This window comes from Klebsiella sp. GG_Kp146, from assembly GCF_040061975.1.
GTDB lineage: Bacteria > Pseudomonadota > Gammaproteobacteria > Enterobacterales > Enterobacteriaceae > Klebsiella > Klebsiella quasipneumoniae.
This window is the reverse complement of the sequence record NZ_JBEAHA010000040.1, coordinates 98,752-118,878: the sequence shown is the minus strand read 5'-3', so window position 1 is coordinate 118,878 and position 20,127 is coordinate 98,752. Positions and strand designations below refer to the sequence as shown.

General features: G+C 56.1%; 18 protein-coding genes, 1 rRNA gene and 1 pseudogene. 7 read left to right on the top strand and 13 right to left on the bottom strand.

What is annotated here, in order from left to right:
- Nucleotides 1-90 precede the first annotated feature (90 nt).
- Nucleotides 91-206 (top strand): 5S ribosomal RNA (rrf, locus tag ABLU95_RS23480).
- Nucleotides 207-426: 220 nt separating this feature from the next.
- Here rrf and ABLU95_RS23475 read toward each other — a convergent pair.
- The 3 genes from ABLU95_RS23475 to ABLU95_RS23465 form a co-directional block, all read right to left on the bottom strand.
- Nucleotides 427-648, bottom strand: coding sequence for a membrane protein (locus tag ABLU95_RS23475; RefSeq protein ID WP_004206262.1), 222 nt, complete (start codon nt 646-648; stop codon nt 427-429).
- Nucleotides 649-940: 292 nt separating this feature from the next.
- Entirely contained in the window at nt 941-4,051 is a 3,111-nt protein-coding gene (locus tag ABLU95_RS23470; RefSeq protein ID WP_218810549.1) for an efflux RND transporter permease subunit, read from the bottom strand.
- Between the two features lie 12 nt (nt 4,052-4,063).
- The gene (locus ABLU95_RS23465) at nt 4,064-5,203 is read right to left on the bottom strand and encodes an efflux RND transporter periplasmic adaptor subunit (RefSeq protein ID WP_348880434.1); all 1,140 of its coding nucleotides are present in this window, start codon (nt 5,201-5,203) and stop codon (nt 4,064-4,066) included.
- Nucleotides 5,204-5,579: 376 nt separating this feature from the next.
- Between ABLU95_RS23465 and envR the strand changes: the two genes are divergently transcribed.
- Nucleotides 5,580-6,233 carry an acrEF/envCD operon transcriptional regulator gene (gene envR / locus ABLU95_RS23460; RefSeq protein WP_023291162.1) on the top strand — a complete coding sequence of 218 codons (654 nt, stop codon included), beginning with the start codon at nt 5,580-5,582 and terminating at the stop codon, nt 6,231-6,233.
- Between the two features lie 84 nt (nt 6,234-6,317).
- Here the strand turns inward: envR and fis are convergent, their stop codons facing one another.
- The 10 genes and pseudogenes from fis to msrP form a co-directional block, all read right to left on the bottom strand.
- Nucleotides 6,318-6,614 carry a DNA-binding transcriptional regulator Fis gene (fis, locus tag ABLU95_RS23455; RefSeq protein ID WP_000462905.1) on the bottom strand — a complete coding sequence of 99 codons (297 nt, stop codon included), beginning with the start codon at nt 6,612-6,614 and terminating at the stop codon, nt 6,318-6,320.
- Nucleotides 6,596-7,604 (bottom strand): annotated as a pseudogene (gene dusB, locus ABLU95_RS23450) (tRNA dihydrouridine synthase DusB). The gene fis and the pseudogene dusB overlap by 19 nt, the downstream one beginning before the upstream one ends.
- A gap of 357 nt (nt 7,605-7,961) precedes the next feature.
- A complete protein-coding gene (prmA, locus tag ABLU95_RS23445; RefSeq protein ID WP_004144971.1) occupies nt 7,962-8,843 on the bottom strand; it encodes a 50S ribosomal protein L11 methyltransferase in 882 nt (293 codons plus the stop codon).
- 11 nt (nt 8,844-8,854) lie between these two features.
- The gene (panF, locus tag ABLU95_RS23440) at nt 8,855-10,306 is read right to left on the bottom strand and encodes a sodium/pantothenate symporter (RefSeq protein ID WP_087777188.1); all 1,452 of its coding nucleotides are present in this window, start codon (nt 10,304-10,306) and stop codon (nt 8,855-8,857) included.
- Entirely contained in the window at nt 10,296-10,538 is a 243-nt protein-coding gene (locus tag ABLU95_RS23435; RefSeq protein WP_004206253.1) for a DUF997 family protein, read from the bottom strand. The genes panF and ABLU95_RS23435 overlap by 11 nt, the downstream gene beginning before the upstream one ends.
- 110 nt (nt 10,539-10,648) lie before the next feature.
- On the bottom strand, nt 10,649-11,998 hold the full coding sequence (accC, locus tag ABLU95_RS23430; protein WP_218810550.1) for an acetyl-CoA carboxylase biotin carboxylase subunit: 1,350 nt from the start codon (nt 11,996-11,998) through the stop codon (nt 10,649-10,651).
- Between the two features lie 10 nt (nt 11,999-12,008).
- A complete protein-coding gene (gene accB / locus ABLU95_RS23425; RefSeq protein WP_004206250.1) occupies nt 12,009-12,476 on the bottom strand; it encodes an acetyl-CoA carboxylase biotin carboxyl carrier protein in 468 nt (155 codons plus the stop codon).
- 22 nt (nt 12,477-12,498) lie between these two features.
- On the bottom strand, nt 12,499-12,951 hold the full coding sequence (gene aroQ, locus ABLU95_RS23420) for a type II 3-dehydroquinate dehydratase (protein WP_023291159.1): 453 nt from the start codon (nt 12,949-12,951) through the stop codon (nt 12,499-12,501).
- 232 nt (nt 12,952-13,183) lie between these two features.
- Complete coding sequence (msrQ, locus tag ABLU95_RS23415; RefSeq protein WP_023291158.1) at nt 13,184-13,783, bottom strand: protein-methionine-sulfoxide reductase heme-binding subunit MsrQ; 600 nt, start codon at nt 13,781-13,783, stop codon at nt 13,184-13,186.
- Nucleotides 13,783-14,784, bottom strand: coding sequence for a protein-methionine-sulfoxide reductase catalytic subunit MsrP (gene msrP, locus ABLU95_RS23410; protein WP_243805795.1), 1,002 nt, complete (start codon nt 14,782-14,784; stop codon nt 13,783-13,785). Before msrP ends, msrQ begins: the two co-directional genes overlap by 1 nt.
- Nucleotides 14,785-15,014: 230 nt before the next feature.
- Between msrP and ABLU95_RS23405 the strand changes: the two genes are divergently transcribed.
- The 5 genes from ABLU95_RS23405 (at nt 15,015) to mreD (ending at nt 20,126) form a co-directional block, all read left to right on the top strand.
- Nucleotides 15,015-15,206: a hypothetical protein gene (locus ABLU95_RS23405; protein WP_032429221.1), complete on the top strand. Its 192-nt coding sequence runs from the start codon at nt 15,015-15,017 to the stop codon at nt 15,204-15,206.
- A gap of 79 nt (nt 15,207-15,285) precedes the next feature.
- On the top strand, nt 15,286-17,226 hold the full coding sequence (gene csrD / locus ABLU95_RS23400; RefSeq protein ID WP_243805797.1) for an RNase E specificity factor CsrD: 1,941 nt from the start codon (nt 15,286-15,288) through the stop codon (nt 17,224-17,226).
- 305 nt (nt 17,227-17,531) lie between these two features.
- On the top strand, nt 17,532-18,575 hold the full coding sequence (gene mreB, locus ABLU95_RS23395) for a rod shape-determining protein MreB (protein WP_002918653.1): 1,044 nt from the start codon (nt 17,532-17,534) through the stop codon (nt 18,573-18,575).
- A gap of 70 nt (nt 18,576-18,645) precedes the next feature.
- Nucleotides 18,646-19,638 carry a rod shape-determining protein MreC gene (mreC, locus tag ABLU95_RS23390; RefSeq protein ID WP_004206242.1) on the top strand — a complete coding sequence of 331 codons (993 nt, stop codon included), beginning with the start codon at nt 18,646-18,648 and terminating at the stop codon, nt 19,636-19,638.
- On the top strand, nt 19,638-20,126 hold the full coding sequence (gene mreD, locus ABLU95_RS23385) for a rod shape-determining protein MreD (RefSeq protein ID WP_002918648.1): 489 nt from the start codon (nt 19,638-19,640) through the stop codon (nt 20,124-20,126). Before mreC ends, mreD begins: the two co-directional genes overlap by 1 nt.
- Nucleotide 20,127 lies beyond the last annotated feature (1 nt).

Sequence of the window (20,127 nt, the reverse complement as noted above, 5' to 3'; positions counted from 1 at the left end):
CGCACCCTTGGTAAGGGTGAGGTCCCCAGTTCGACTCTGGGTATCAGCACCACTTTTTAGGTTAAAGTTCGGCACGTTGTAAAGAATTTGCCTGGCGACAATAGCGCGGCGGTCCCACCTGACCCCATGCCGAACTCAGAAGTGAAACGTCGTAGCGCCGATGGTAGTGTGGGGTCTCCCCATGTGAGAGTAGGGAATCGCCAGGCATCAAATAAAGCAGAAGGCCCAGTCGAAAGACTGGGCCTTCTGCTTTTGTGTTATCTGTCGATAAGCAGTCCTGCCGCCAGGGGGAAACCCGTCAAAGCCGATTTGCGCGTAATGCAGCAAGGGACAGTGAGTTTGTTTGTTCGGTTGTCATGTGGATGATGCGCAGAAGAGCAGATACAGGTTCGACGCTAGCCCCTGTATCTGCTGGTCGGGGGAGAATTAGCGGGTCAGCGCGACGATCCCTAACGTGAGGCCGGCTACCGCGGCGGCGCCCCCGGCGATCGCGCCTGCGGTGTCCCAGTTGTCTTCTGTTGTGCCTTTCATACAGGTATTGGTGTGTACTAAGCGGCCTTGCGAGTCATACACCGGTACGCAGGGAGAGTCATGGGCACAGCCTGCCAGCAGAGAGGCCAGCAGCGCCACGATTAAATACTTTTTCATGATATTACCTCTGGATAATCCGCAGGGTTGTACTGAGAGCCAGTGCAGAACGGAATGGCTTATTTTATCACCGCGGATTGTCCGGCCCGGATGCCGAAATCATCTCAATATATGAGCCACGTAAATATCGTGAAGATAAGCAGGGGAATATGCAGAAAAGATGGAGAGAACGATCGTATCCCATCGCTGCCGCGCGCGATAGCGGTTGTCAGATAGCGGTAAGCTGTAGTGGTTGCTCATATACCAGGCGAAAAAAAAGCGCCCGCAGGGGCGCCTTTAATACCAGGCCGGGTTATTCAGCGTGCCGGGTAAAACGTCGTCTGACGACCACAAAGAAGACCGGAACAAAGAAGATCGCCAGCAGTGTCGCGGTTAGCATCCCGCCCATGACGCCGGTACCCACCGCATTCTGCGCCCCGCTGCCGGCACCATGGCTAATCACCAGCGGCATGACCCCGAGAATAAAAGCCAGAGAGGTCATCAGAATGGGTCGCAGGCGCATCCGCGATGCCTCCAGGGTTGCTTCAATGATCCCTTTCCCTTCTTTCTCCATCAGATCCTTGGCGAATTCGACGATCAGGATCGCGTTCTTCGCCGACAAACCGATCGTGGTCAGAAGGCCTACCTGGAAGTAAACGTCATTATTCAGCCCACGCAGCGTGGCGGCTAACAGCGCGCCGATCACCCCCAGCGGAACCACTAGCATGACTGAGAACGGAATCGACCAGCTCTCATACAGCGCCGCCAGGCACAGGAAGACGACGATCAGCGAGATGGCATAGAGCGCGGGAGCCTGGTTGCCGGAAAGGCGTTCCTGGTAAGACATCCCGGTCCAGTCGTAACCAATACCGCTCGGCAGTTTACTGGCCAGCGCTTCCATCAGCGCCATGGCTTCCCCGGTACTCTTGCCCGGCGAAGCTTCACCGAGGATTTCCATGGAGGGTAAACCGTTGTAGCGTTCCAGACGCGGCGAGCCATAAATCCAGCGCGAAGTGACGAAGGCGGAGAACGGGACCATTTCGCCATTGGCGCTACGAACATACATATTGTTAATGTCGCTCGGCAGCATACGGAAATGGGCATCAGCCTGGACGTACACTTTCTTGACGCGACCACGGTCAATAAAGTCATTGACGTAGTACCCGCCCAGCGCAGCGGATATCGTTTCATTGATATCGGAGAGCGATACGCCCAGCGCCTGCGCTTTTTCCTGGTCGACATCCAGTTTGAACTGCGGCGTATCTTCCAGCCCATTAGGCCGTACCCGTACCAGCTGATCCGGATGCTGTTTCACCATGCCCAGCAGTTGATTGCGCGCCTGCGTCAGGGCAGTATGGCCTAGCCCGCCCTGGTCGATCAGCTCAAAGTCGAAGCCGGTGGCGGTACCCAGCTCAATAATGGCAGGCATGTTGAACGGGAAAACCATGGCGTCTTTGATCTGGCTGAAGGCCACGGTGGCTCGCTTGATGATGGACTCCACGCTGTTTTTATCACCGCTGCGTGCTTCCCATGGTTTCAGGCTGACAAACGCCATGCCGGAGTTTTGTCCCTGGCCGCTGAAGCTGAAGCCGTTAACGGTAAAGACGCTTTCGACGTTAGCCTTCTCGTTATGCAGATAGTAGTCGGTCACGGTATCCAGCACTTTCTGTGTCCGCTCCTGTGTAGCGCCGGAAGGCAGCTGGATCATGGTCAGGAAGACCCCCTGGTCTTCATCGGGTAGAAAGGATGTCGGAAGATGCATAAACAGCACGGCCATTCCCACGACGATCAGCAGATAGATCACCAGGTAACGGCCGGTTCCACGCAAAATACCGCTGACGCTGTTGGTGTAGTGGTTAACGCTCTGGTCAAAACGGGCGTTAAACCAGCCGAAAAATCCTTTTTTCTCATGGTGTTCAGCTGAGGCTGGCTTCAACAACGTGGCGCAGAGCGCTGGCGTCAGCACCAGGGCAACCAGCACGGAGAGCGCCATGGCGGAAACGATGGTGATCGAAAACTGGCGATAAATCGCGCCGGTGGAACCGCCGAAGAAGGCCATCGGCACGAAAACCGCAGAGAGCACCATGGCGATACCCACCAGCGCCCCCTGGATCTGCGACATCGACTTTTCCGTCGCTTCTTTTGGCGAGAGCTTCTCCTCAACCATCACACGTTCGACGTTTTCCACCACCACAATGGCGTCATCGACCAGCAGACCTATCGCCAGCACCATACCAAACATCGTCAGGGTGTTAATGGAGTAGCCAAACATCGACAGTACGGCGAAGGTGCCCAACAGCACGACGGGCACGGCAATGGTCGGAATGAGCGTTGCGCGCATGTTCTGCAGGAACAGATACATGACAAGGAAGACGAGAATAATCGCTTCAAATAGCGTTTTGACCACTTCGTGAATAGAGATTTTAACGAAAGGGGTCGTATCGTACGGATAGACCACCTTCATTCCCTGGGGGAAGTAAGGCTGCAGTTCGGCTAGCTTCGCTTTAATCGCAGTGGCGGTATCCAGCGCGTTGGCGCCGGTCGCAAGCTTAATACCCAGACCAGAGGCGGGCTTACCGTTAATTCTGGCGACGACGTTGTAGTTCTCTCCGCCCAGCTCAATGCGGGCGACATCTTTCAGATGGACGACAGAGCCATCGGCATTGACCCGCAGCGTGACCTTGCCAAACTCCTGCGGATCTTTAAGCCGCGTCTGGGCAATGATCGACGCGTTCAACTGCTGGCCTTTTAGCGCTGGCGTACCGCCCAGCTGGCCGGCGGCGATCTGATCGTTCTGAACCTGCAGCGCATTAATGACATCCACTGGCGTCAGGTTGTATTTGTTCAGCAGGTTGCCATCCAGCCAGATGCGCATGGCGTACTGTGCGCCAAACAGCTGGACATCGCCCACACCGTTGAGTCGGCTGATGGGATCTTTAACATTAGAGGCGACATAGTCGGAAATATCGTCTTGGGTAGTGACCGGGTTATCAGAGATAAAGCCGGCCACCAGCAGGAAGCTGCTGCTGGACTTCTCTACGCTAATTCCCTGCTGCTGGACTTCCTGAGGCAGCAGCGGGGTGGCCAGCTGCAGTTTGTTTTGCACCTGCACCTGGGCGATATCCGGATCGGTGCCGGACTTAAAGGTAAGCGTGATGGTTACTGAGCCGGCGGAATCGCTGGTCGACGACATATACATCAGGTTGTCGATACCGTTCATGTTCTGCTCAATAACCTGAGTGACCGTGTCCTGCACGGTCTGAGCATCCGCACCGGGATAGGTGGCGGAGATCGCCACCGCAGGGGGCGCAATCGTCGGATACTGCGCTATCGGCAGCTGGAGAATGGCCAGACCGCCGGCAATCATCATGATGATGGCCAGCACCCAGGCAAAGACCGGTCGATGGATAAAAAACTTAGACATGGCTGGGTATCCTTATTGCGCGACCGGTGCCGCACGCTCCACTTCTGCTTTAACGGTGACGCCGGGACGGACTTTCTGTAAGCCGCTGACAATCACCTTATCGCCCGGCTTCAGCCCGCTGGTGATAAGCCACTTATCGCCCACGGCCTGGGAAGCCACCACTTGACGGGGTTCAACCTGATTTTTGTCATTCACCAGCATGACGGAGGCATCGCCCCGCGGCGTTCGAGTCACCCCCTGCTGCGGCACCAGGATGGCCTGAGGATCGGTGCCTTCATCGATGCGGGCGCGGACGAACATCCCCGGCAGCAGGACATGCTGCGGGTTAGGGAAGATAGCGCGCAGGGTAATTGAACCTGTACTTTCATCGACAGTGACGTCGGAGAACTGCAGCGAACCCTTAAGCGGATAGGCCTGGCCGTTCTCCATCAGCAGTTCAACGCTTTTGGTGTCGCCGCCGCGTTGCAGGCTTTCCTGCTTAAGGCGCATGAAGTCATTGCTGGATTCCGTCACGTCGACGTAGATCGGATCGAGCTGCTGGACGGTGGCCAGGGCATCCGACTGACCGTTGGTAACCAATGCCCCCTCGGTGACGCTCGATTTACCGATGCGTCCGCTAATGGGAGAGGTCACTTTGGTGTAGGCCAGGTTGATGCGGGCGCTTTCCACGGAGGCTTTGGTTGCGATGACGTCGGCATCGGCCTGGCGGGCGGTGGCTACCGCCTGATCGTATTCCTGTTGACTGATATACTGGGTACCCAGCAGCGGAACGTAGCGTTTCACCGTCAAGTGGGCGATGGCGGCTGCGGCTTCGGCTTTTGCTTCATCGCCCTTGGCGCTGTTCCACGCCGCCTGGTAGGTTGCCGGATCGATCTGATAGAGCGACTGGCCTGCTTCGACATCGCTTCCTTCAACAAAGTTACGCTTCAGGATAATACCGCTTACCTGAGGGCGGACTTCCGCCACGCGAAAAGCTGAAGTTCGGCCTGGCAGTTCGGTGGTGACCGACAGCGGCGCGCTGTTCACGACATGGACCGTCACCTGCGGCGCTTGGGCATGGGGTTGCGGATTGTCCGAATTATCGCAGCCGGTAAGCAATAAGGCCGAGATAATTAAACCGGATAAAAGTGTCACTCTGGCGTGAGTAGTCATGGCGGTTCCTTATAGATTACGTGCCAAATTCGGCGGCGAATCTGTGAAAGAAAGAGGGAATTAAAAAGCAGTTTGCCATCCTACAAATAAACGCCGCTGGATGTAAGGGATAGTTATTTTGGGACAATCAGCAAGGCACGCAAAAACAAAAAAGCGCGCAGCCTTTTTATTCTGTTTACCTTAATTGTAAATCTTAATAAATAGACATCAATTCCGTGAATGAGTTATTTATTAATATTGATTTGGGTAATTTATTTGACGATGGCGTCAGAATTAACTTGTCTGCATTTTTGCTAAAAAATATTCCATGACAAATGTTAGGTTAAGCGATCTTCAGAAAATCCTAAATATCCTGTCCGGCGGGAAGGGGGCTTGTATGGCAAGAAAAACGAAAGAAGAGGCGCTACGCACGCGGCAGCTCCTGATTGAGTCCGCGATCCAGCAGTTCGCTCTGCGGGGGGTGACCAACACGACCCTGACGGATATTGCTGATGCGGCGGGAGTGACCCGCGGCGCCGTCTACTGGCATTTTGCCAGTAAGACCGAGCTGTTTAATGAAATGTGGCAGCAGCAGCCACCGCTCAGGGATTTGATTCAGCATAGCCTCGCAACAGAGAATGAACAGGAGCCTTTAAATGCATTGCGCGAGCGGTTTATTACCGGGCTCCGCTATATTGCTGCGAATCCTCGCCAGCGCGCGCTGATGCAAATTCTTTATCAGCGCTGCGAGTTTGCCAATGATATGCTTTCGGAAAATGAAATTCGCCAGCGCATTGGCTTTAATTATTCGCTCATCGGCGGCATGCTGCAGTGCTGTGTGCGTAACAATATATTGCCAGCCGAAACAAATATTGAAGTGATATTAATTGTTTTACACAGCGCCTTTTCCGGACTAATTAAAAACTGGCTGCTCGATCCGCAACGCGTCGATCTTTATCAGCAGGCGCCTGCGCTGGTGGATAATATTATGGCGGTAGTCTGTGCTGCTCGTGTATCGGAGACGCCGGTACTGCGGGCGGTGAATCAGTAATGTGTCCCGCTGCCGCAGGTAATAAAAAAGGCGCTTCCCCATGCCGAAGAGCGCCTTTTATATCAAGCAAGCAACTGACTAGTATCAGTTCATGCCGTATTTTTTCAGTTTTTTACGCAGCGTACCGCGGTTGATGCCCATCATCAGGGCAGCGCGGGTCTGGTTACCACGGGTGTATTGCATCACCATGTCCAACAGGGGCTGTTCAACTTCAGCCAGTACCAGCTCATACAGGTCATTCACATCCTGACCGTTCAGTTGAGCAAAATAGTTCTTCAGTGCCTGTTTAACCGAGTCACGCAGGGGCTTTTGAGTTACCTGATCCTGAGAGTTAACGGTAGAAACGGTCAGTACGTCAGAATTTACGCGTTGTTCGAACATAGTTCTGTCAGCTCTTTATTTCTATTACGCAAAATTTTCGAAGTATGCCTCCAACGCCTCCAGCTGTTCGCTGGCATCCTCAATGGCGTTGAATGTGCGCCGAAACTGGTCATCTGGAGCATGTTCCTGAAGATACCAGGAGACGTGTTTACGCGCGATTCGGTACCCTTTTGCCTGACCATAAAAGTCATGCAATTCCCGAACGTGCGCACAAAGCAAGCGCTTGACCTCTGCCAGCGGCAGCGGGGGCAGCAGCTCTCCAGTGTCCAGATAATGCTGGATTTCCCGAAAGATCCAGGGTCTTCCCTGAGCTGCACGGCCTATCATCAGGGCATCAGCCCCTGTATAGTCGAGCACAGCTCTGGCTTTAAGCGGGTCAGTAATGTCGCCATTCGCGATAATCGGAATGGAAACTTTCTGCTTAACTGCCCGAATACTGTCGTATTCAGCGTCTCCGTTAAACAAGCAGGCGCGGGTGCGTCCGTGAATAGTCAGAGCCTGAATGCCACACTCTTCGGCCAGTTGGGCAATCTCTACGCAGTTACGGTGTTCCGGTTCCCAACCGGTGCGAATCTTGAGAGTCACAGGAACGTCCACCGCATTCACGACCGCCGTCAGGATCGACTTCACCTGGTCGGGGTACTGCAAGAGGGCTGAACCTGCAAGCTTGCGATTCACCTTTTTCGCCGGGCATCCCATATTGATATCAATAATCTGGGCGCCGCTTTCCACGTTAATCCGCGCGGCGGCAGCCATCTCTTCCGGCACGCTACCGGCGATTTGCACGGTACGAATACCGGGCTCATCAATATGCACCATCCGTAAACGGGACTTGTCGCTCTCCCACACCTGTGGGTTAGAGGACATCATCTCGGAAACGGTTAAACCCGCTCCCATCTCGTAGCACAGCGTCCGGAATGGTCTGTCAGTAATGCCAGCCATGGGCGCTGCGATCAGGCGATTTCTGAGCTGGTGGTGTCCGATGCGCATGAGTTAAGAAATGACCATACTGTGACTGCAAGGCGGCGTATATTACGCATTTTTTGCACGAGATGAAAGGCCAAACTTTGAGCAATCCTCTGTTGCAGATCAATGAATCCGGGACTAACGTAAAAGGAATGAATAAATACTTATATTAATCATTGATTTAATGGCTGATGGATAATTTGTGTCCATTTATAAAATCATAAAACTTCTCGATTTTTCTTAGAAAAACTCGCTACCAGACGATATAAAACGCTGTTTTTATAGCCAAAAAAGTGCTCTGTAGTGCGATCTGCCTCTCATTTCCTGGCATTATTTGGTGGCTACTGGAAACAAAAATGCGGCCCACAGGCCGCATTGCGCTTAGTTTTTCCGGCCGGTGATCCGGCACCACTCCTCTTTCTCGACCACCGGGTCAAGGGTGAAGAGATCGGCGTAGGCTTCACAGACGCTCTCCGCCTGGCTGGCAAGGATACCGGAAAGCCCCAGCAAACCGCCTGAAACGGGCAGGACGCTGATTAACGGCGCCAGCTCACGTAACGGGCCAGCCAGGATATTGGCGACCACGACGTCGGCTTTCATCGACTCCGGCTGGTCCTGAGGAAGATAGAGCTCCAGACGCTCAGAGACGCCGTTACGCTGCGCGTTATCGCGGCTGGCCTGAATAGCCTGCGGGTCGATATCAATGCCGATCGCTTTTGCGGCCCCCAGCTTCAGCGCGGCAATCGCCAGGATGCCGGAACCGCAGCCAAAATCAATGACCGTTTTTCCGTTGAGGTCGAGTCCATCGAGCCACTGCAGGCACAGGGATGTCGTCGGGTGCGTGCCGGTACCGAAGGCCAGACCCGGATCGAGCATCACGTTGACGGCATTTTCATCCGGAACGTCGCGCCAGCTCGGGCAGATCCACAGCCGCTCACCGAAACGCATCGGATGGAAGTTATCCATCCATTCCCGCTCCCAGTCTTTATCTTCCAGCTGCTCGATCTTATGCGCGAAGCCGGCGCCCAGCAGCGGGTGCTGCTCCAGTTGGGCAACGACCGCTTTCATATCGGTTTCGGCATCGAACAGGCCGATCACGTCGGTATCGCCCCACAGCCGGGTTTCCCCGGGCAACGGCTCAAATACCGGCGTATCGTGCGTATCCTGGAAGGTGATCGAGACCGATCCGGCCTCCATCAGCGCATCGCTAAGATCTTCAGCGTTCGCGCCGGTGGTATTTAGTTTCAGTTGGATCCATGGCATAGCAAAACTCTTTATTTATCAGTAGTCAAAATAGGTGGCTGTGGTGCGGGACGGCCGAAACGGTTCCCTGCCACAAACGCCAGTAAACTCAGCAGCAGCGCGGGAACGATCGGGTGGAAGCCGAGAAACTGCACTTTCAGCGTGGCAAGTACGGCATACAGCACGCCGCCCACGATCATCGCGCTCAGCGCGCCAGCCGCGTTGGCACGTTCCCAATACAGGCCCAGTACCAGCGGCCACAGGAAGACGGCTTCCAGGCCGCCGAAGGCCAGCAGATTCAGCCAGATAATCATCTCCGGCGGTCGCCAGGCCGCGAGCAGCAGCAGAACACCCAACAGGAGCGTGATGCCGGCGGACATGCGTTTTAGCCGCTTTTCGTTTGTCGCCTGATCCGGACGCCAGTTCAGATACAGATCCTTGATGATCGTAGCGGAACTTTGCAGAAGCTGGGCATTGATCGTCGACATAATCGCCGCCATCGGCGCGGCCAGAAAGATCCCTGCCGCAAAGGGCGGGAGCACTTTGACCATCAGCGTCGGGATCACCAGATCCGGTACGGTTAAGTCGGGGATCACCGCCCGCCCTAACGCGCCGGCCAGGTGCATGCCAAACATCAGGATCGCCACTACGATAGTGCCGATAATGATGCCGCGATGCACGGCTTTGCTGTCTTTGTAGGAGATACAGCGTACGGCGGTATGCGGCAGGCCAATGACGCCGAAGCAGACCAGCACCCAAAACGAGGCCATAAAGGTTGGCGAGAGGATATCTTCCGCCCCCTGCGGGGACACCAGCTTGACGTCGATCGACTGCAGGGTCTCTACCGCATGGCTAATCCCGCCGGCGGCGTGGATCACCCCCACCAGCAGCACGATCGTGCCGATCAGCATCACCATGCCCTGCATGGTGTCGTTGAGCACGCTGGCGCGAAAGCCGCCATAGGCGGTATACAGCGCGATGCTGATGCCGAAGATCAGCAGACCGGTATCGTAGGGAATACCCGCAGCCGTCTCCAGCAGGCGGGCGCCGCCAATAAACTGGACGGTCATGGCGCCAACGAAGGCTACCAGCAGGCTCAGGCTGGCCAGCCAGACCAGCAGACGGCTCTGGTAGCGCGCAAACAGCATGTCATTGAGGGTGACGGCATTGTAACGACGCGCAAGGATGGCGAATTTTTTTCCCAGTACGCCCAGCGACAGCCAGATGGCGGGGAGCTGGATCATCGCCAGCAGCACCCAGCCCAGGCCGTATTTATAGGCGGCGCCGGGTCCGCCTATAAATGAGCTGGCGCTGATATAGGTGGCGGTTAGCGTCATGGCCAGCACGAAGCCGCCCATCGAGCGGCTGCCGAGAAAGTACTCATTAAGAAAGCTTCCTGAGGCGCGTTTTCTCATGGCGTAAAGGGATAAGCCGAACACCACCACCAGATAGGCGATCAGGGGAATAATGACCTCAAACTGCATCATCGTCCTCCAGAGGAATGTCGCGGAAAACCAGTTTGACCATCGCCCAGCACAGCAGAATAAACAGCAGCGGAACCAGCAGGCAGGCCATTTCAAACCAGTGGGGCAGGCCGGTAAAACCGATAGCCACCCCCGGCAGATAGGCGGCGGCCAGCCAGGCGGCAAGATAGAGAAGGGTCAGCCACAGCGCCCAGCGCGCTTCTTTGTGGGCCTGAACAAAGCGTTTGTCCATTTTTTGTCCCTTGAGGATAAAGAAAGCGGGGATTGTACCGCATGGTATAGATGAGGAGAGAGAAAAAGAAAAAAGGCCGGAAAATCCGGCCTTTTGCTGAGAGAGCAGAATTATTTATCCTGCAAGCCGAGTTTTTTCTCCAGATAGTGGATGTTGGTGCCACCATGCTGGAAGTTCTCGTCGCTCATAATGCGCATCTGCAGATCGACGTTGGTCTTGATGCCATCGATGATCAGCTCCTGCAGCGCATTCTTCATGCGGGCAATCGCCACGTCACGGCTTTCGCCGTAGCAGATCAGTTTGCCGATCATGGAGTCATAGTACGGCGGTACGGTGTAGCCGGCGTAAATATGGGACTCCCAGCGCACGCCAAAGCCGCCCGGCGCGTGGAAACGGGTAATTTTACCCGGGCTCGGCAGGAAGGTGTTCGGGTCTTCGGCGTTGATACGGCATTCCACCGCATGGCCGCGAACCACCACTTCATCCTGCTTGATGGACAGCGGCTGGCCGGCTGCGATACGCAGCTGCTCTTTGATCAGGTCAACGCCGGTGATCATTTCAGTTACCGGATGCTCTACCTGGATACGGGTGTTCATTTCAATGAAGTAGAACTCGCCGTTTTCGAACAGGAACTCAAAGGTACCCGCCCCGCGGTAGCCGATATCGACACAGGCTTTCGCGCAACGCTCGCCGATGTAGCGACGCAGTTCCGGAGTGATGCCCGGCGCCGGCGCTTCTTCGACCACTTTCTGGTGACGACGCTGCATGGAGCAGTCACGTTCAGCCAGATAGATAGCGTTGCCCTGACCGTCCGCCAGTACCTGAATTTCAATGTGACGTGGGTTTTCCAGGTATTTCTCCATGTAGACCATATCGTTGTTGAAAGCCGCTTTGGCTTCCGCTTTGGTCATGGAGATGGACTGGGCCAGTTCAGCGTCGCTGCGCACAACGCGCATACCGCGACCGCCGCCGCCGCCGGAGGCCTTGATGATCACCGGATAGCCGATGCGTTTTGCATGGGCGCGGTTAGCGTCCATGTCGTCGGTCAGCGGGCCGTCAGAACCGGGTACGGTCGGGACGCCGGCTTTTTTCATGGCGGTGATCGCGGACACTTTGTCGCCCATCAGGCGGATAGTGTCGGCTTTCGGGCCGATGAAGATAAAGCCGGAGCGCTCAACCTGCTCAGCAAAGTTGGCGTTCTCGGAGAGGAAGCCATACCCCGGGTGAATCGCTACCGCGCCGGTGATCTCAGCGGCGCTGATGATAGCCGGGATGTTCAGATAGCTTTTTACGGACGGAGCCGGACCGATACAGACCGTCTCATCCGCTAACAATACGTGTTTTAGATCGCGATCCGCGGTGGAATGCACAGCAACGGTCTTGATGCCCAGTTCTTTACAGGCACGCAGGATGCGCAGTGCGATCTCGCCACGGTTAGCGATGACAATTTTATCCAGCATGTTCGCCTCGTTACTCGATAACTACCAGCGGCTCGTCGAATTCTACCGGTTGGCCGCTTTCGATCAGAATGGCTTTCACCACGCCGGCTTTGTCGGCTTCGATCTGGTTCATCATTTTCATCGCTTCGACGATGCACAGGGTGTCGCCCACGTTAACTTTCTGGCCAACTTCCACAAACGCTTTCGCGTCCGGGCTTGGCGTACGATAGAAAGTACCAACCATCGGGGAACGTACGATGTGACCACTGATTTCCGCTTTTGCCGGCGCTTCTGCTGCTGCAGCTGGCGCGGCAGCCGCGGCGGCAGGTGCCTGAGGCTGCATCATCGGCGCAGCATAAGCCTGCTGCATAACCGGATAGCTTGCGGCCGGTGCAGAGCGGCTGATGCGAACAGACTCTTCGCCTTCAGAAATTTCCAGTTCGGAGATACCTGATTCTTCAACCAGCTCGATCAGTTTTTTAATCTTACGAATATCCATGAGTGGGTTCCGTACTCTTTGTTTAGTGTGATTGTGACAGGCGTTTTACCGCCGTCTGTAAAGCGTATGAATAGCCGTCCGCCCCCAGTCCGCAGATGACGCCAGCGGCGACATCTGACAGATACGAATGCTGGCGGAAGGGTTCGCGTGCATGCACATTGCTCAGGTGAATCTCGATAAACGGGATGTTCACGGCAAGCAAAGCGTCACGGATTGCTACGCTGGTATGCGTGAACGCGGCCGGATTAATCAGGATATAGTCCACGTTGTCTTTAGCCTGATGAATTCGGTCGATTAACGCATGCTCCGCGTTGGACTGCAGGTGATCCAGGCTCACATTCAGCGCCGCCGCTTCAGATGTTAAATGGTTAACAATCTCCGCCAGCGTGAGCGGACCATACTTCTCAGGCTCGCGGGTACCGAGCATGTTAATGTTTGGACCATTCAAAAGCAAAATGTGAAACTTCTTTGCCATCGTGTGGCGATCTCCTGCCATTTTCGGGTAAAAAACAACATATACCTTCAATGCGCCCTTGTCACCTTTTCAGGGTCAGAAAACCCCGTCAGGAAAGCCAAAGTCGCACATTATAACGATTTCGTAGCAATTGGCAGCTAAATACTGGTCTTATCAGGGAAGATTATCAACCGCTATCTTAAAAAGAGTCGCGGTTGATAAAGGATCTGCGGGAAACTGCACATTACGGGATTCAGCGCCACCACTGGCGGAACTTCTTGTAACGCCATGCCAGCAGCGCCACTGCCAGCAGGGCATAAATGATGGGCTGCGGCGAGAGGATCTTCACTGACCACAGGTAGTGAATCGGCGCGAGGATCGCCACCAGATAGACGAAGTTGTGTAAAAGTTGCCAGCGGCGGCCCAGTTTTCGCTGCATCGCCTGCGTCGACGTCACCGCCAGCGCCAGCAGGATCGCCCAGCTGACCATGCCTAACGTCAGATAGGGGCGGTTGATAATCTCCGAGCCCAGCAGCGCCAGATTGTTAATGCCCAGCTCCAGCAGGGTATAGCTGGTCAGGTGCAGCGTCGCCCAGGCGAAACACCATAAACCTAACAGGCGACGAACGCGAATCAATAATGGTTGTTTCGCATAGCGCGCCAGCGGGGAGACCAGCAGCGTCGCCAGCAGAAACTTCAGCGCCATCCTGCCGGTAAAATGCTGGATATCCTTGGCCGGATCGGCGCTAAAGTAGCCCTGATGTCCGGCCCAGAATAGCCAGACCAGCGGCAAAAAACCCGCCAGATGAAGTAAAACCTTCAGCCAGGCGATCTGTTTGACGGTGAAACGCACTAGAAGTTCTCCCGCAGATTCATGCCGCGATACAACGACGCCACTTCGTCGGCATAGCCGTTAAACAGCAGGGTTGGCTGACGCTTGACATCGAGTACGCCGCCGGCGCCGATAAACCGCTCGCTGGCCTGCGACCAGCGGGGGTGATCGACGTGCGGATTGACGTTGGCGAAGAAGCCGTATTCGTCCGGTGCCGCCAGGTTCCAGGTGGTCGGCGGCCGCTCGCGGGTCAGTTCAATGCTGACGATGGATTTAATGCCTTTGAAACCGTACTTCCACGGCACAGTAAGGCGGACCGGCGCGCCATTTTGCGGCGGCAGCGCTTTGCCATACACCCCGACGGTGAGCAGCGTCAGCGGATGCATCGCTTCATCCAGCCGCAGCCCCTCCACGTAAGGGTAAGCCAGCCCCCCGCCGATAAACCGATCTTTCTGCCCGGGCATTTGATCCGGAGCATAGAGGGTTTTGAAGGCCACATAGCGCGCATTGCTGGTGGGCTCCACCAGCGCCAACAGCTTATGCAGCGGGAAGCCGACCCAGGGGACCACCATCGACCAGGCTTCCACGCAGCGCATACGATAAATACGCTCTTCCAGCGGGAAGCGTTTGGTCAGATCGTCATGGTCGAGAGTCAGCGGCTTCGCCACCTCACCGCCGATGGTCAATGTCCAGGGATCGGTGCGCAGGCTACCCGCGTTCGCCGCCGGATCGGCTTTATCGAGGCCGAATTCATAAAAGTTATTGTAGCCGGAGACTTTATCTTCCGGGGTAAGCGTCAGCTTAGCCTGCCATTCAGCGGGTTTAGCAAAGTCCAGGGCTTTGCCCGCCGGGGCTGGTGGACGGTCATGGCCTTTAAACCAGTCCAGCAGGTCGGCCTGCGCGGCGGCGGGAAGCGAAAGGGCGGTCGCGCTGATGCCCAGCATTTTCAGCACCTGGCGCCGCTGGAGCATAAAAACGGTTTCGGCCGTGACGTCGGCTTCCGTCAATTTTTTTCTTTTCATGGTGTCCTCCGTCATGCGTTTCCTTAAGCATGACGGAGGCGGCGATGAATCGCGAATATGTCACGAAAAATTGCACATTAGGAGCATGAGCCGCCGCCGAAGCAGGGGCGCGGTCGTCCAGGAATCATCGGAAAGTGGCGCAAGACGTTTCCTTTACCGCGCCTGACCCGGCATCTTTAGCAGGGAAAAAAGCGGACGGGAGGCTGGCAGGACGGAAAATCGGCAATAATGTGCGCCGCTGGCGCGGGTTTGCCATCCAGCGTCTAAAATTAAAGCGCTTCTGGCGCAGGCCGCAGGCGGGCGGCGATTGGCAAATTTTTTCTGCCGACTATACTCGCTATCGGCATACTTTCGCCGATAATACGCATTCCATTGCCAGACTCGCCATCTTTGATAGTATGCGTCGCGCTTTAAAAGGTTAATGCTAGCGTCAAGGCGCGCGCCGGCACGGGAGCCTGATGGTTCATCGGGCAGTCATTCACTCGCGGAGTTAACACAGGGATGCGATTAACGACGAAGTTCTCAGCCTTTATCACGCTGCTAACTAGCCTGACCATCTTTGTCACGCTGATTGGCGCTTCGCTGAGTTTTTACAACGGCATTGAGAACAAGGTCGAAAACCGGGTTCAGGCGGTGGCGACCATGCTGGATAACCGGCTCATCACTACCTCTTTTGATATGCTTGAGCCGCAGCTGGATGAGCTGATGACGCCGATAGAGATCGTGCATATCGATTTCATGCTTAACGGTAAACCGCTCTACAGCCACTCCCGAACCGACAGCTATCGCCCGCTTGGCAGTCATGAGCAATTCCGTGAGATCACGGTCCCGTCGTTGAAACATCCCGGTCTCTCTCTGCATCTGGTCTACGTTGACCCGATGGTGAACTATTTCCGTTCGCTGTCGATTACCGCCCCGCTGTCGATCTCCATCGGCTTCATGGTGGTGATTATTTTCTTCGCCGTCCGCTGGATCCGCCGCCAGCTGGCGGGTCAGGAGCTGCTTGAGCTTCGTTCCACGCGTATCCTGAGCGGCGAGCGCGGGCCGCAGGTGCGCGGCTCAGTCTATGAATGGCCTGCCAGCACCAGTAGCGCGCTGGATATGCTGCTGTCGGAGCTGCAGTTTGCCAGCGATCAGCGCAGCCGGATGGATACGCTGATTCGCTCCTATGCGGCACAGGATTCTAAAACCGGGCTGAATAATCGCCTGTTTTTTGACAATCAGCTGGCCACACTGCTGGAAGATCAGGAGAAGGTGGGGGCGTACGGCATCGTGATGATGATCCGTCTACCGGAGTTTGATCTGCTACGGGACAACTGGGGGCGGGCGGCGGCCGAAGAACATTACTTCACGCTTATCAACCTGCTCTCTACCTTTATTATGCGTTACCCTGGCGCGCTGCTGGCGCGCTATCACCGTAGCGACTTCGCCGTGCTGCTGCCGCACCGCACGTTAAAAGAGGCGGATAGTATCGCCGGGCTGCTGCTGAAAGCCATGGACGCGCTGCCTCCGACGCGGATCCTCGATCGTGACGATATGATGCATATCGGCATCTGTTCTTTCCGCAGCGGACAATCGGCGGCGCAAGTGATGGAACATGCCGAAGCGGCAACGCGCAACGCGGTGCTGCAGGGCAGCAACAGCTGGTCGGTCTATGACGATACCCTTCCGGAGAAAGGCCGCGGCAACGTTCGCTGGCGGACGCTGATCGAACAGATGCTGAGCCGCGGCGGGCCGCGGTTGTACCAGAAGCCCGCCGTCACCCGCGACGGTCGGGTGCATCACCGTGAACTGATGTCGCGGATGTACGACGGTAAAGAAGAGGTGATTGCCGCCGAGTACATGCCGATGGTGCTGCAGTTTGGCCTGGCGGAGGAGTATGACCGCCTGCAGGTGACGCGCCTGCTGCCGTTTTTAGGCTTCTGGCCCGAGGAGAATCTGGCGCTGCAGCTGTCGGTGGAGTCGCTGATCCGTCCGCGTTTCCAGCGCTGGCTGCGCGATGCTCTGATGCAGTGTGAAAAATCGCAGCGTCAACGGATTATTTTTGAACTTGCTGAGGCAGATGTTTGTCAATATATCGGCCGTCTGCAGCCGGTTATGCGGTTGGTTAACGCGCTTGGCGTTCGGGTGGCGGTGGTTCAGGCAGGGTTAACCCTGGTGGGAACCAGCTGGATCAAGCAGCTGGATGCGGAGCTGATCAAACTGCATCCGGGCCTGGCGCGCAACATCGAAAAGCGCAGCGAGAACCAGCTGCTGGTGCAAAGCCTGGTGGAAGCCTGTAAAGGCATGCCTATGCAAGTTTTTGCGACGGGCGTACGCAGCCGCAGCGAGTGGCTGGTACTGTCCCAATGCGGTGTCACGGGCGGGCAGGGGGAATTTTTTGCCGCCTCACAGCCACTTGACACAAATGTGAAAAAATATTCGCAAAGATACTCGGTTTGATCTGCCGTTTAGCGTGATTTCACGTAGAATAACGCGCGCCATCGTGAAGGGGGTGTGCTTGTCTACCTGCCGGATCATCGCAATGTAAATGCCAGTGACCCTCCTTTGACAGGTTACAAATTCAGGCGTGGAGCGCTGCTGAAGATTTCAGCAATGAACGGAGTCGGAAAAATTTGTAACAAAGGAAATGAACTGCACTAATTTTCACCGCAGCAGGTGATTTTTGCGCCTTGTCGCTGCTGCGTGTGGTTGGTAAAGTAAGCGGATTTTGTTTTCCGCCCCAGCTTTCAGGATTATCCCTTAGTATGTTAAAAAAATTTCGTGGCATGTTTTCCAATGACCTGTCCATTGACCTGGGTACCGCGAATACCCTTATTTACGTAAAAGGACAAGGCATCGTATTGAATGAGCCTTCCGTGGTGGCCATTCGTCAGGATCGTGCCGGATCGCCGAAAAGCGTCGCCGCCGTGGGTCATGAAGCGAAGCAGATGCTCGGCCGTACCCCGGGTAATATCGCGGCGATTCGCCCGATGAAGGACGGCGTTATCGCTGACTTCTTCGTGACGGAAAAGATGCTGCAGCACTTTATCAAACAAGTGCACAGCAACAGCTTTATGCGCCCGAGCCCGCGCGTACTGGTCTGCGTGCCGGTTGGCGCCACCCAGGTTGAGCGTCGTGCTATCCGTGAATCCGCGCAGGGCGCTGGCGCTCGCGAAGTGTTCCTGATTGAAGAACCGATGGCGGCCGCGATCGGCGCTGGCCTGCCGGTTTCTGAAGCGACCGGTTCCATGGTGGTGGATATCGGCGGCGGTACCACTGAGGTAGCGGTTATCTCCCTGAACGGCGTGGTTTACTCTTCTTCCGTGCGTATCGGCGGCGACCGCTTCGACGAAGCCGTCATCAATTACGTGCGTCGTAACTACGGCTCCCTGATCGGTGAAGCGACCGCTGAGCGTATCAAACATGAAATCGGTTCGGCTTACCCGGGCGATGAAGTGCGTGAAATTGAAGTGCGCGGCCGTAACCTGGCGGAAGGCGTTCCACGCGGCTTCACCCTGAACTCAAACGAAATTCTTGAAGCGCTGCAGGAGCCGCTGACCGGCATCGTGAGCGCGGTCATGGTTGCCCTTGAGCAGTGCCCGCCGGAACTGGCGTCTGATATCTCCGAGCGCGGGATGGTTCTCACCGGCGGTGGTGCGCTGCTGCGCAACCTGGACCGTCTGTTAATGGAAGAAACCGGTATTCCAGTCGTGGTTGCTGAAGATCCGCTGACCTGCGTAGCGCGTGGCGGCGGCAAGGCGCTGGAAATGATCGACATGCACGGCGGCGACCTGTTTAGCGAAGAGTAGTCAGCCTGAAGGTCCGGGGTGGCTTCCGCGCTGCCCCTGGTCTTTACTGACACGAGAATACGCATAGCCTATGAAGCCAATTTTTAGCCGTGGCCCCTCGCTACAGATTCGCCTTATTCTGGCGGTGCTGGTGGCGCTTGGCGTGATTATCGCCGACAGCCGCCTGGGTACGTTCAGTCAAATCAGAACGTACATGGATACAGCCGTCAGCCCTTTCTACTTTGTCTCTAATGGTCCCCGGGAACTGCTCGACAGCGTATCGCAGACGCTGGCTACCCGTGACCAGCTCGAACTGGAAAACCGCGCGCTGCGTCAGGAGCTGTTGCTGAAAAACAGCGATCTGCTGATGCTGGGCCAGTACAAGCAGGAGAATGCGCGCCTGCGTGAACTGCTTGGCTCGCCGCTGCGCCAGGACGAGCAAAAAATGGTGACCCAGGTCATCTCAACGGTCAACGACCCCTACAGCGATCAGGTGGTTATCGATAAGGGCAGCGTCAACGGCGTCTACGAAGGCCAGCCGGTTATCAGTGATAAAGGCGTGGTGGGGCAGGTCGTAGCCGTGGCGAAAATGACCAGCCGGGTACTGCTGATCTGTGATGCCACCCATGCGTTGCCAATCCAGGTCCTGCGGAACGATATTCGCGTCATTGCCGCCGGTAACGGCTGCACCGACGACCTCCAGCTTGAGCATCTGCCGGCAAATACCGATATTCGCGTCGGCGATGTGCTGGTGACCTCCGGTCTGGGCGGTCGTTTCCCGGAAGGGTACCCGGTTGGGGTTGTCTCTTCAGTGAAACTGGACACCCAGCGCGCCTACACGGTGATCCAGGCGCGTCCGACGGCCGGTCTGCAGCGTTTGCGCTATCTGCTGCTGCTGTGGGGCGCCGATCGCAATGGCGCTAACCCGATGACCCCGGAAGAGGTCCATCGGGTGGCTAACGAACGCCTGATGCAGATGATGCCGCAGGTGTTGCCTGCGCCGGATGCGATGGGGCCGCAGATGCCGGCGCCCGCCACCGGGCTGACGCCGTCTCAGCCGTCGCAGCCTGCAGGGGGGCAATAGTGGCAAGTTACCGTAGCCAGGGACGCTGGGTTATCTGGCTCTCGTTTCTTATCGCGCTATTGCTGCAAATTATGCCCTGGCCGGCGGACATCAGCGTTTTCCGGCCCAACTGGGTATTATTGATCCTGCTGTACTGGATCCTCGCGCTGCCGCACCGGGTGAATGTGGGAACGGGCTTCGTGATGGGGGCTATTCTTGATCTCATCAGCGGCTCGACGCTGGGCGTTCGCGCGCTGTCCTTAAGCATCGTCGCCTATCTGGTGGCGCTGAAGTATCAGCTGTTCCGTAACCTGGCGCTGTGGCAACAGGCGCTGGTAGTCATGCTGTTATCCCTCGCCGTGGATATCATTGTTTTCTGGGCAGAGTTTTTAGTGATCAACGTCTCTTTCCGTCCGGAAGTATTCTGGAGTAGTGTAGTAAACGGTATCCTCTGGCCATGGCTCTTCCTGCTGATGCGTAAAGTGCGTCAGCAATTTGCAGTGCAATAAG

Coding starts and splice junctions, on each gene's coding strand:
- panF (WP_087777188.1), bottom strand. CDS start 10,306: ATGCAGTTTGAGGTCATTATTCCCCTGATCGCCTATCTGGTGGTGGTG.
- fis (WP_000462905.1), bottom strand. CDS start 6,614: ATGTTCGAACAACGCGTAAATTCTGACGTACTGACCGTTTCTACCGTT.
- envR (WP_023291162.1), top strand. CDS start 5,580: ATGGCAAGAAAAACGAAAGAAGAGGCGCTACGCACGCGGCAGCTCCTG.
- ABLU95_RS23470 (WP_218810549.1), bottom strand. CDS start 4,051: ATGTCTAAGTTTTTTATCCATCGACCGGTCTTTGCCTGGGTGCTGGCC.
- ABLU95_RS23435 (WP_004206253.1), bottom strand. CDS start 10,538: ATGGACAAACGCTTTGTTCAGGCCCACAAAGAAGCGCGCTGGGCGCTG.
- prmA (WP_004144971.1), bottom strand. CDS start 8,843: ATGCCATGGATCCAACTGAAACTAAATACCACCGGCGCGAACGCTGAA.
- ABLU95_RS23465 (WP_348880434.1), bottom strand. CDS start 5,203: ATGACTACTCACGCCAGAGTGACACTTTTATCCGGTTTAATTATCTCG.
- csrD (WP_243805797.1), top strand. CDS start 15,286: ATGCGATTAACGACGAAGTTCTCAGCCTTTATCACGCTGCTAACTAGC.
- msrP (WP_243805795.1), bottom strand. CDS start 14,784: ATGAAAAGAAAAAAATTGACGGAAGCCGACGTCACGGCCGAAACCGTT.
- accC (WP_218810550.1), bottom strand. CDS start 11,998: ATGCTGGATAAAATTGTCATCGCTAACCGTGGCGAGATCGCACTGCGC.
- mreC (WP_004206242.1), top strand. CDS start 18,646: ATGAAGCCAATTTTTAGCCGTGGCCCCTCGCTACAGATTCGCCTTATT.
- ABLU95_RS23475 (WP_004206262.1), bottom strand. CDS start 648: ATGAAAAAGTATTTAATCGTGGCGCTGCTGGCCTCTCTGCTGGCAGGC.
- accB (WP_004206250.1), bottom strand. CDS start 12,476: ATGGATATTCGTAAGATTAAAAAACTGATCGAGCTGGTTGAAGAATCA.
- mreB (WP_002918653.1), top strand. CDS start 17,532: ATGTTAAAAAAATTTCGTGGCATGTTTTCCAATGACCTGTCCATTGAC.
- aroQ (WP_023291159.1), bottom strand. CDS start 12,951: ATGGCAAAGAAGTTTCACATTTTGCTTTTGAATGGTCCAAACATTAAC.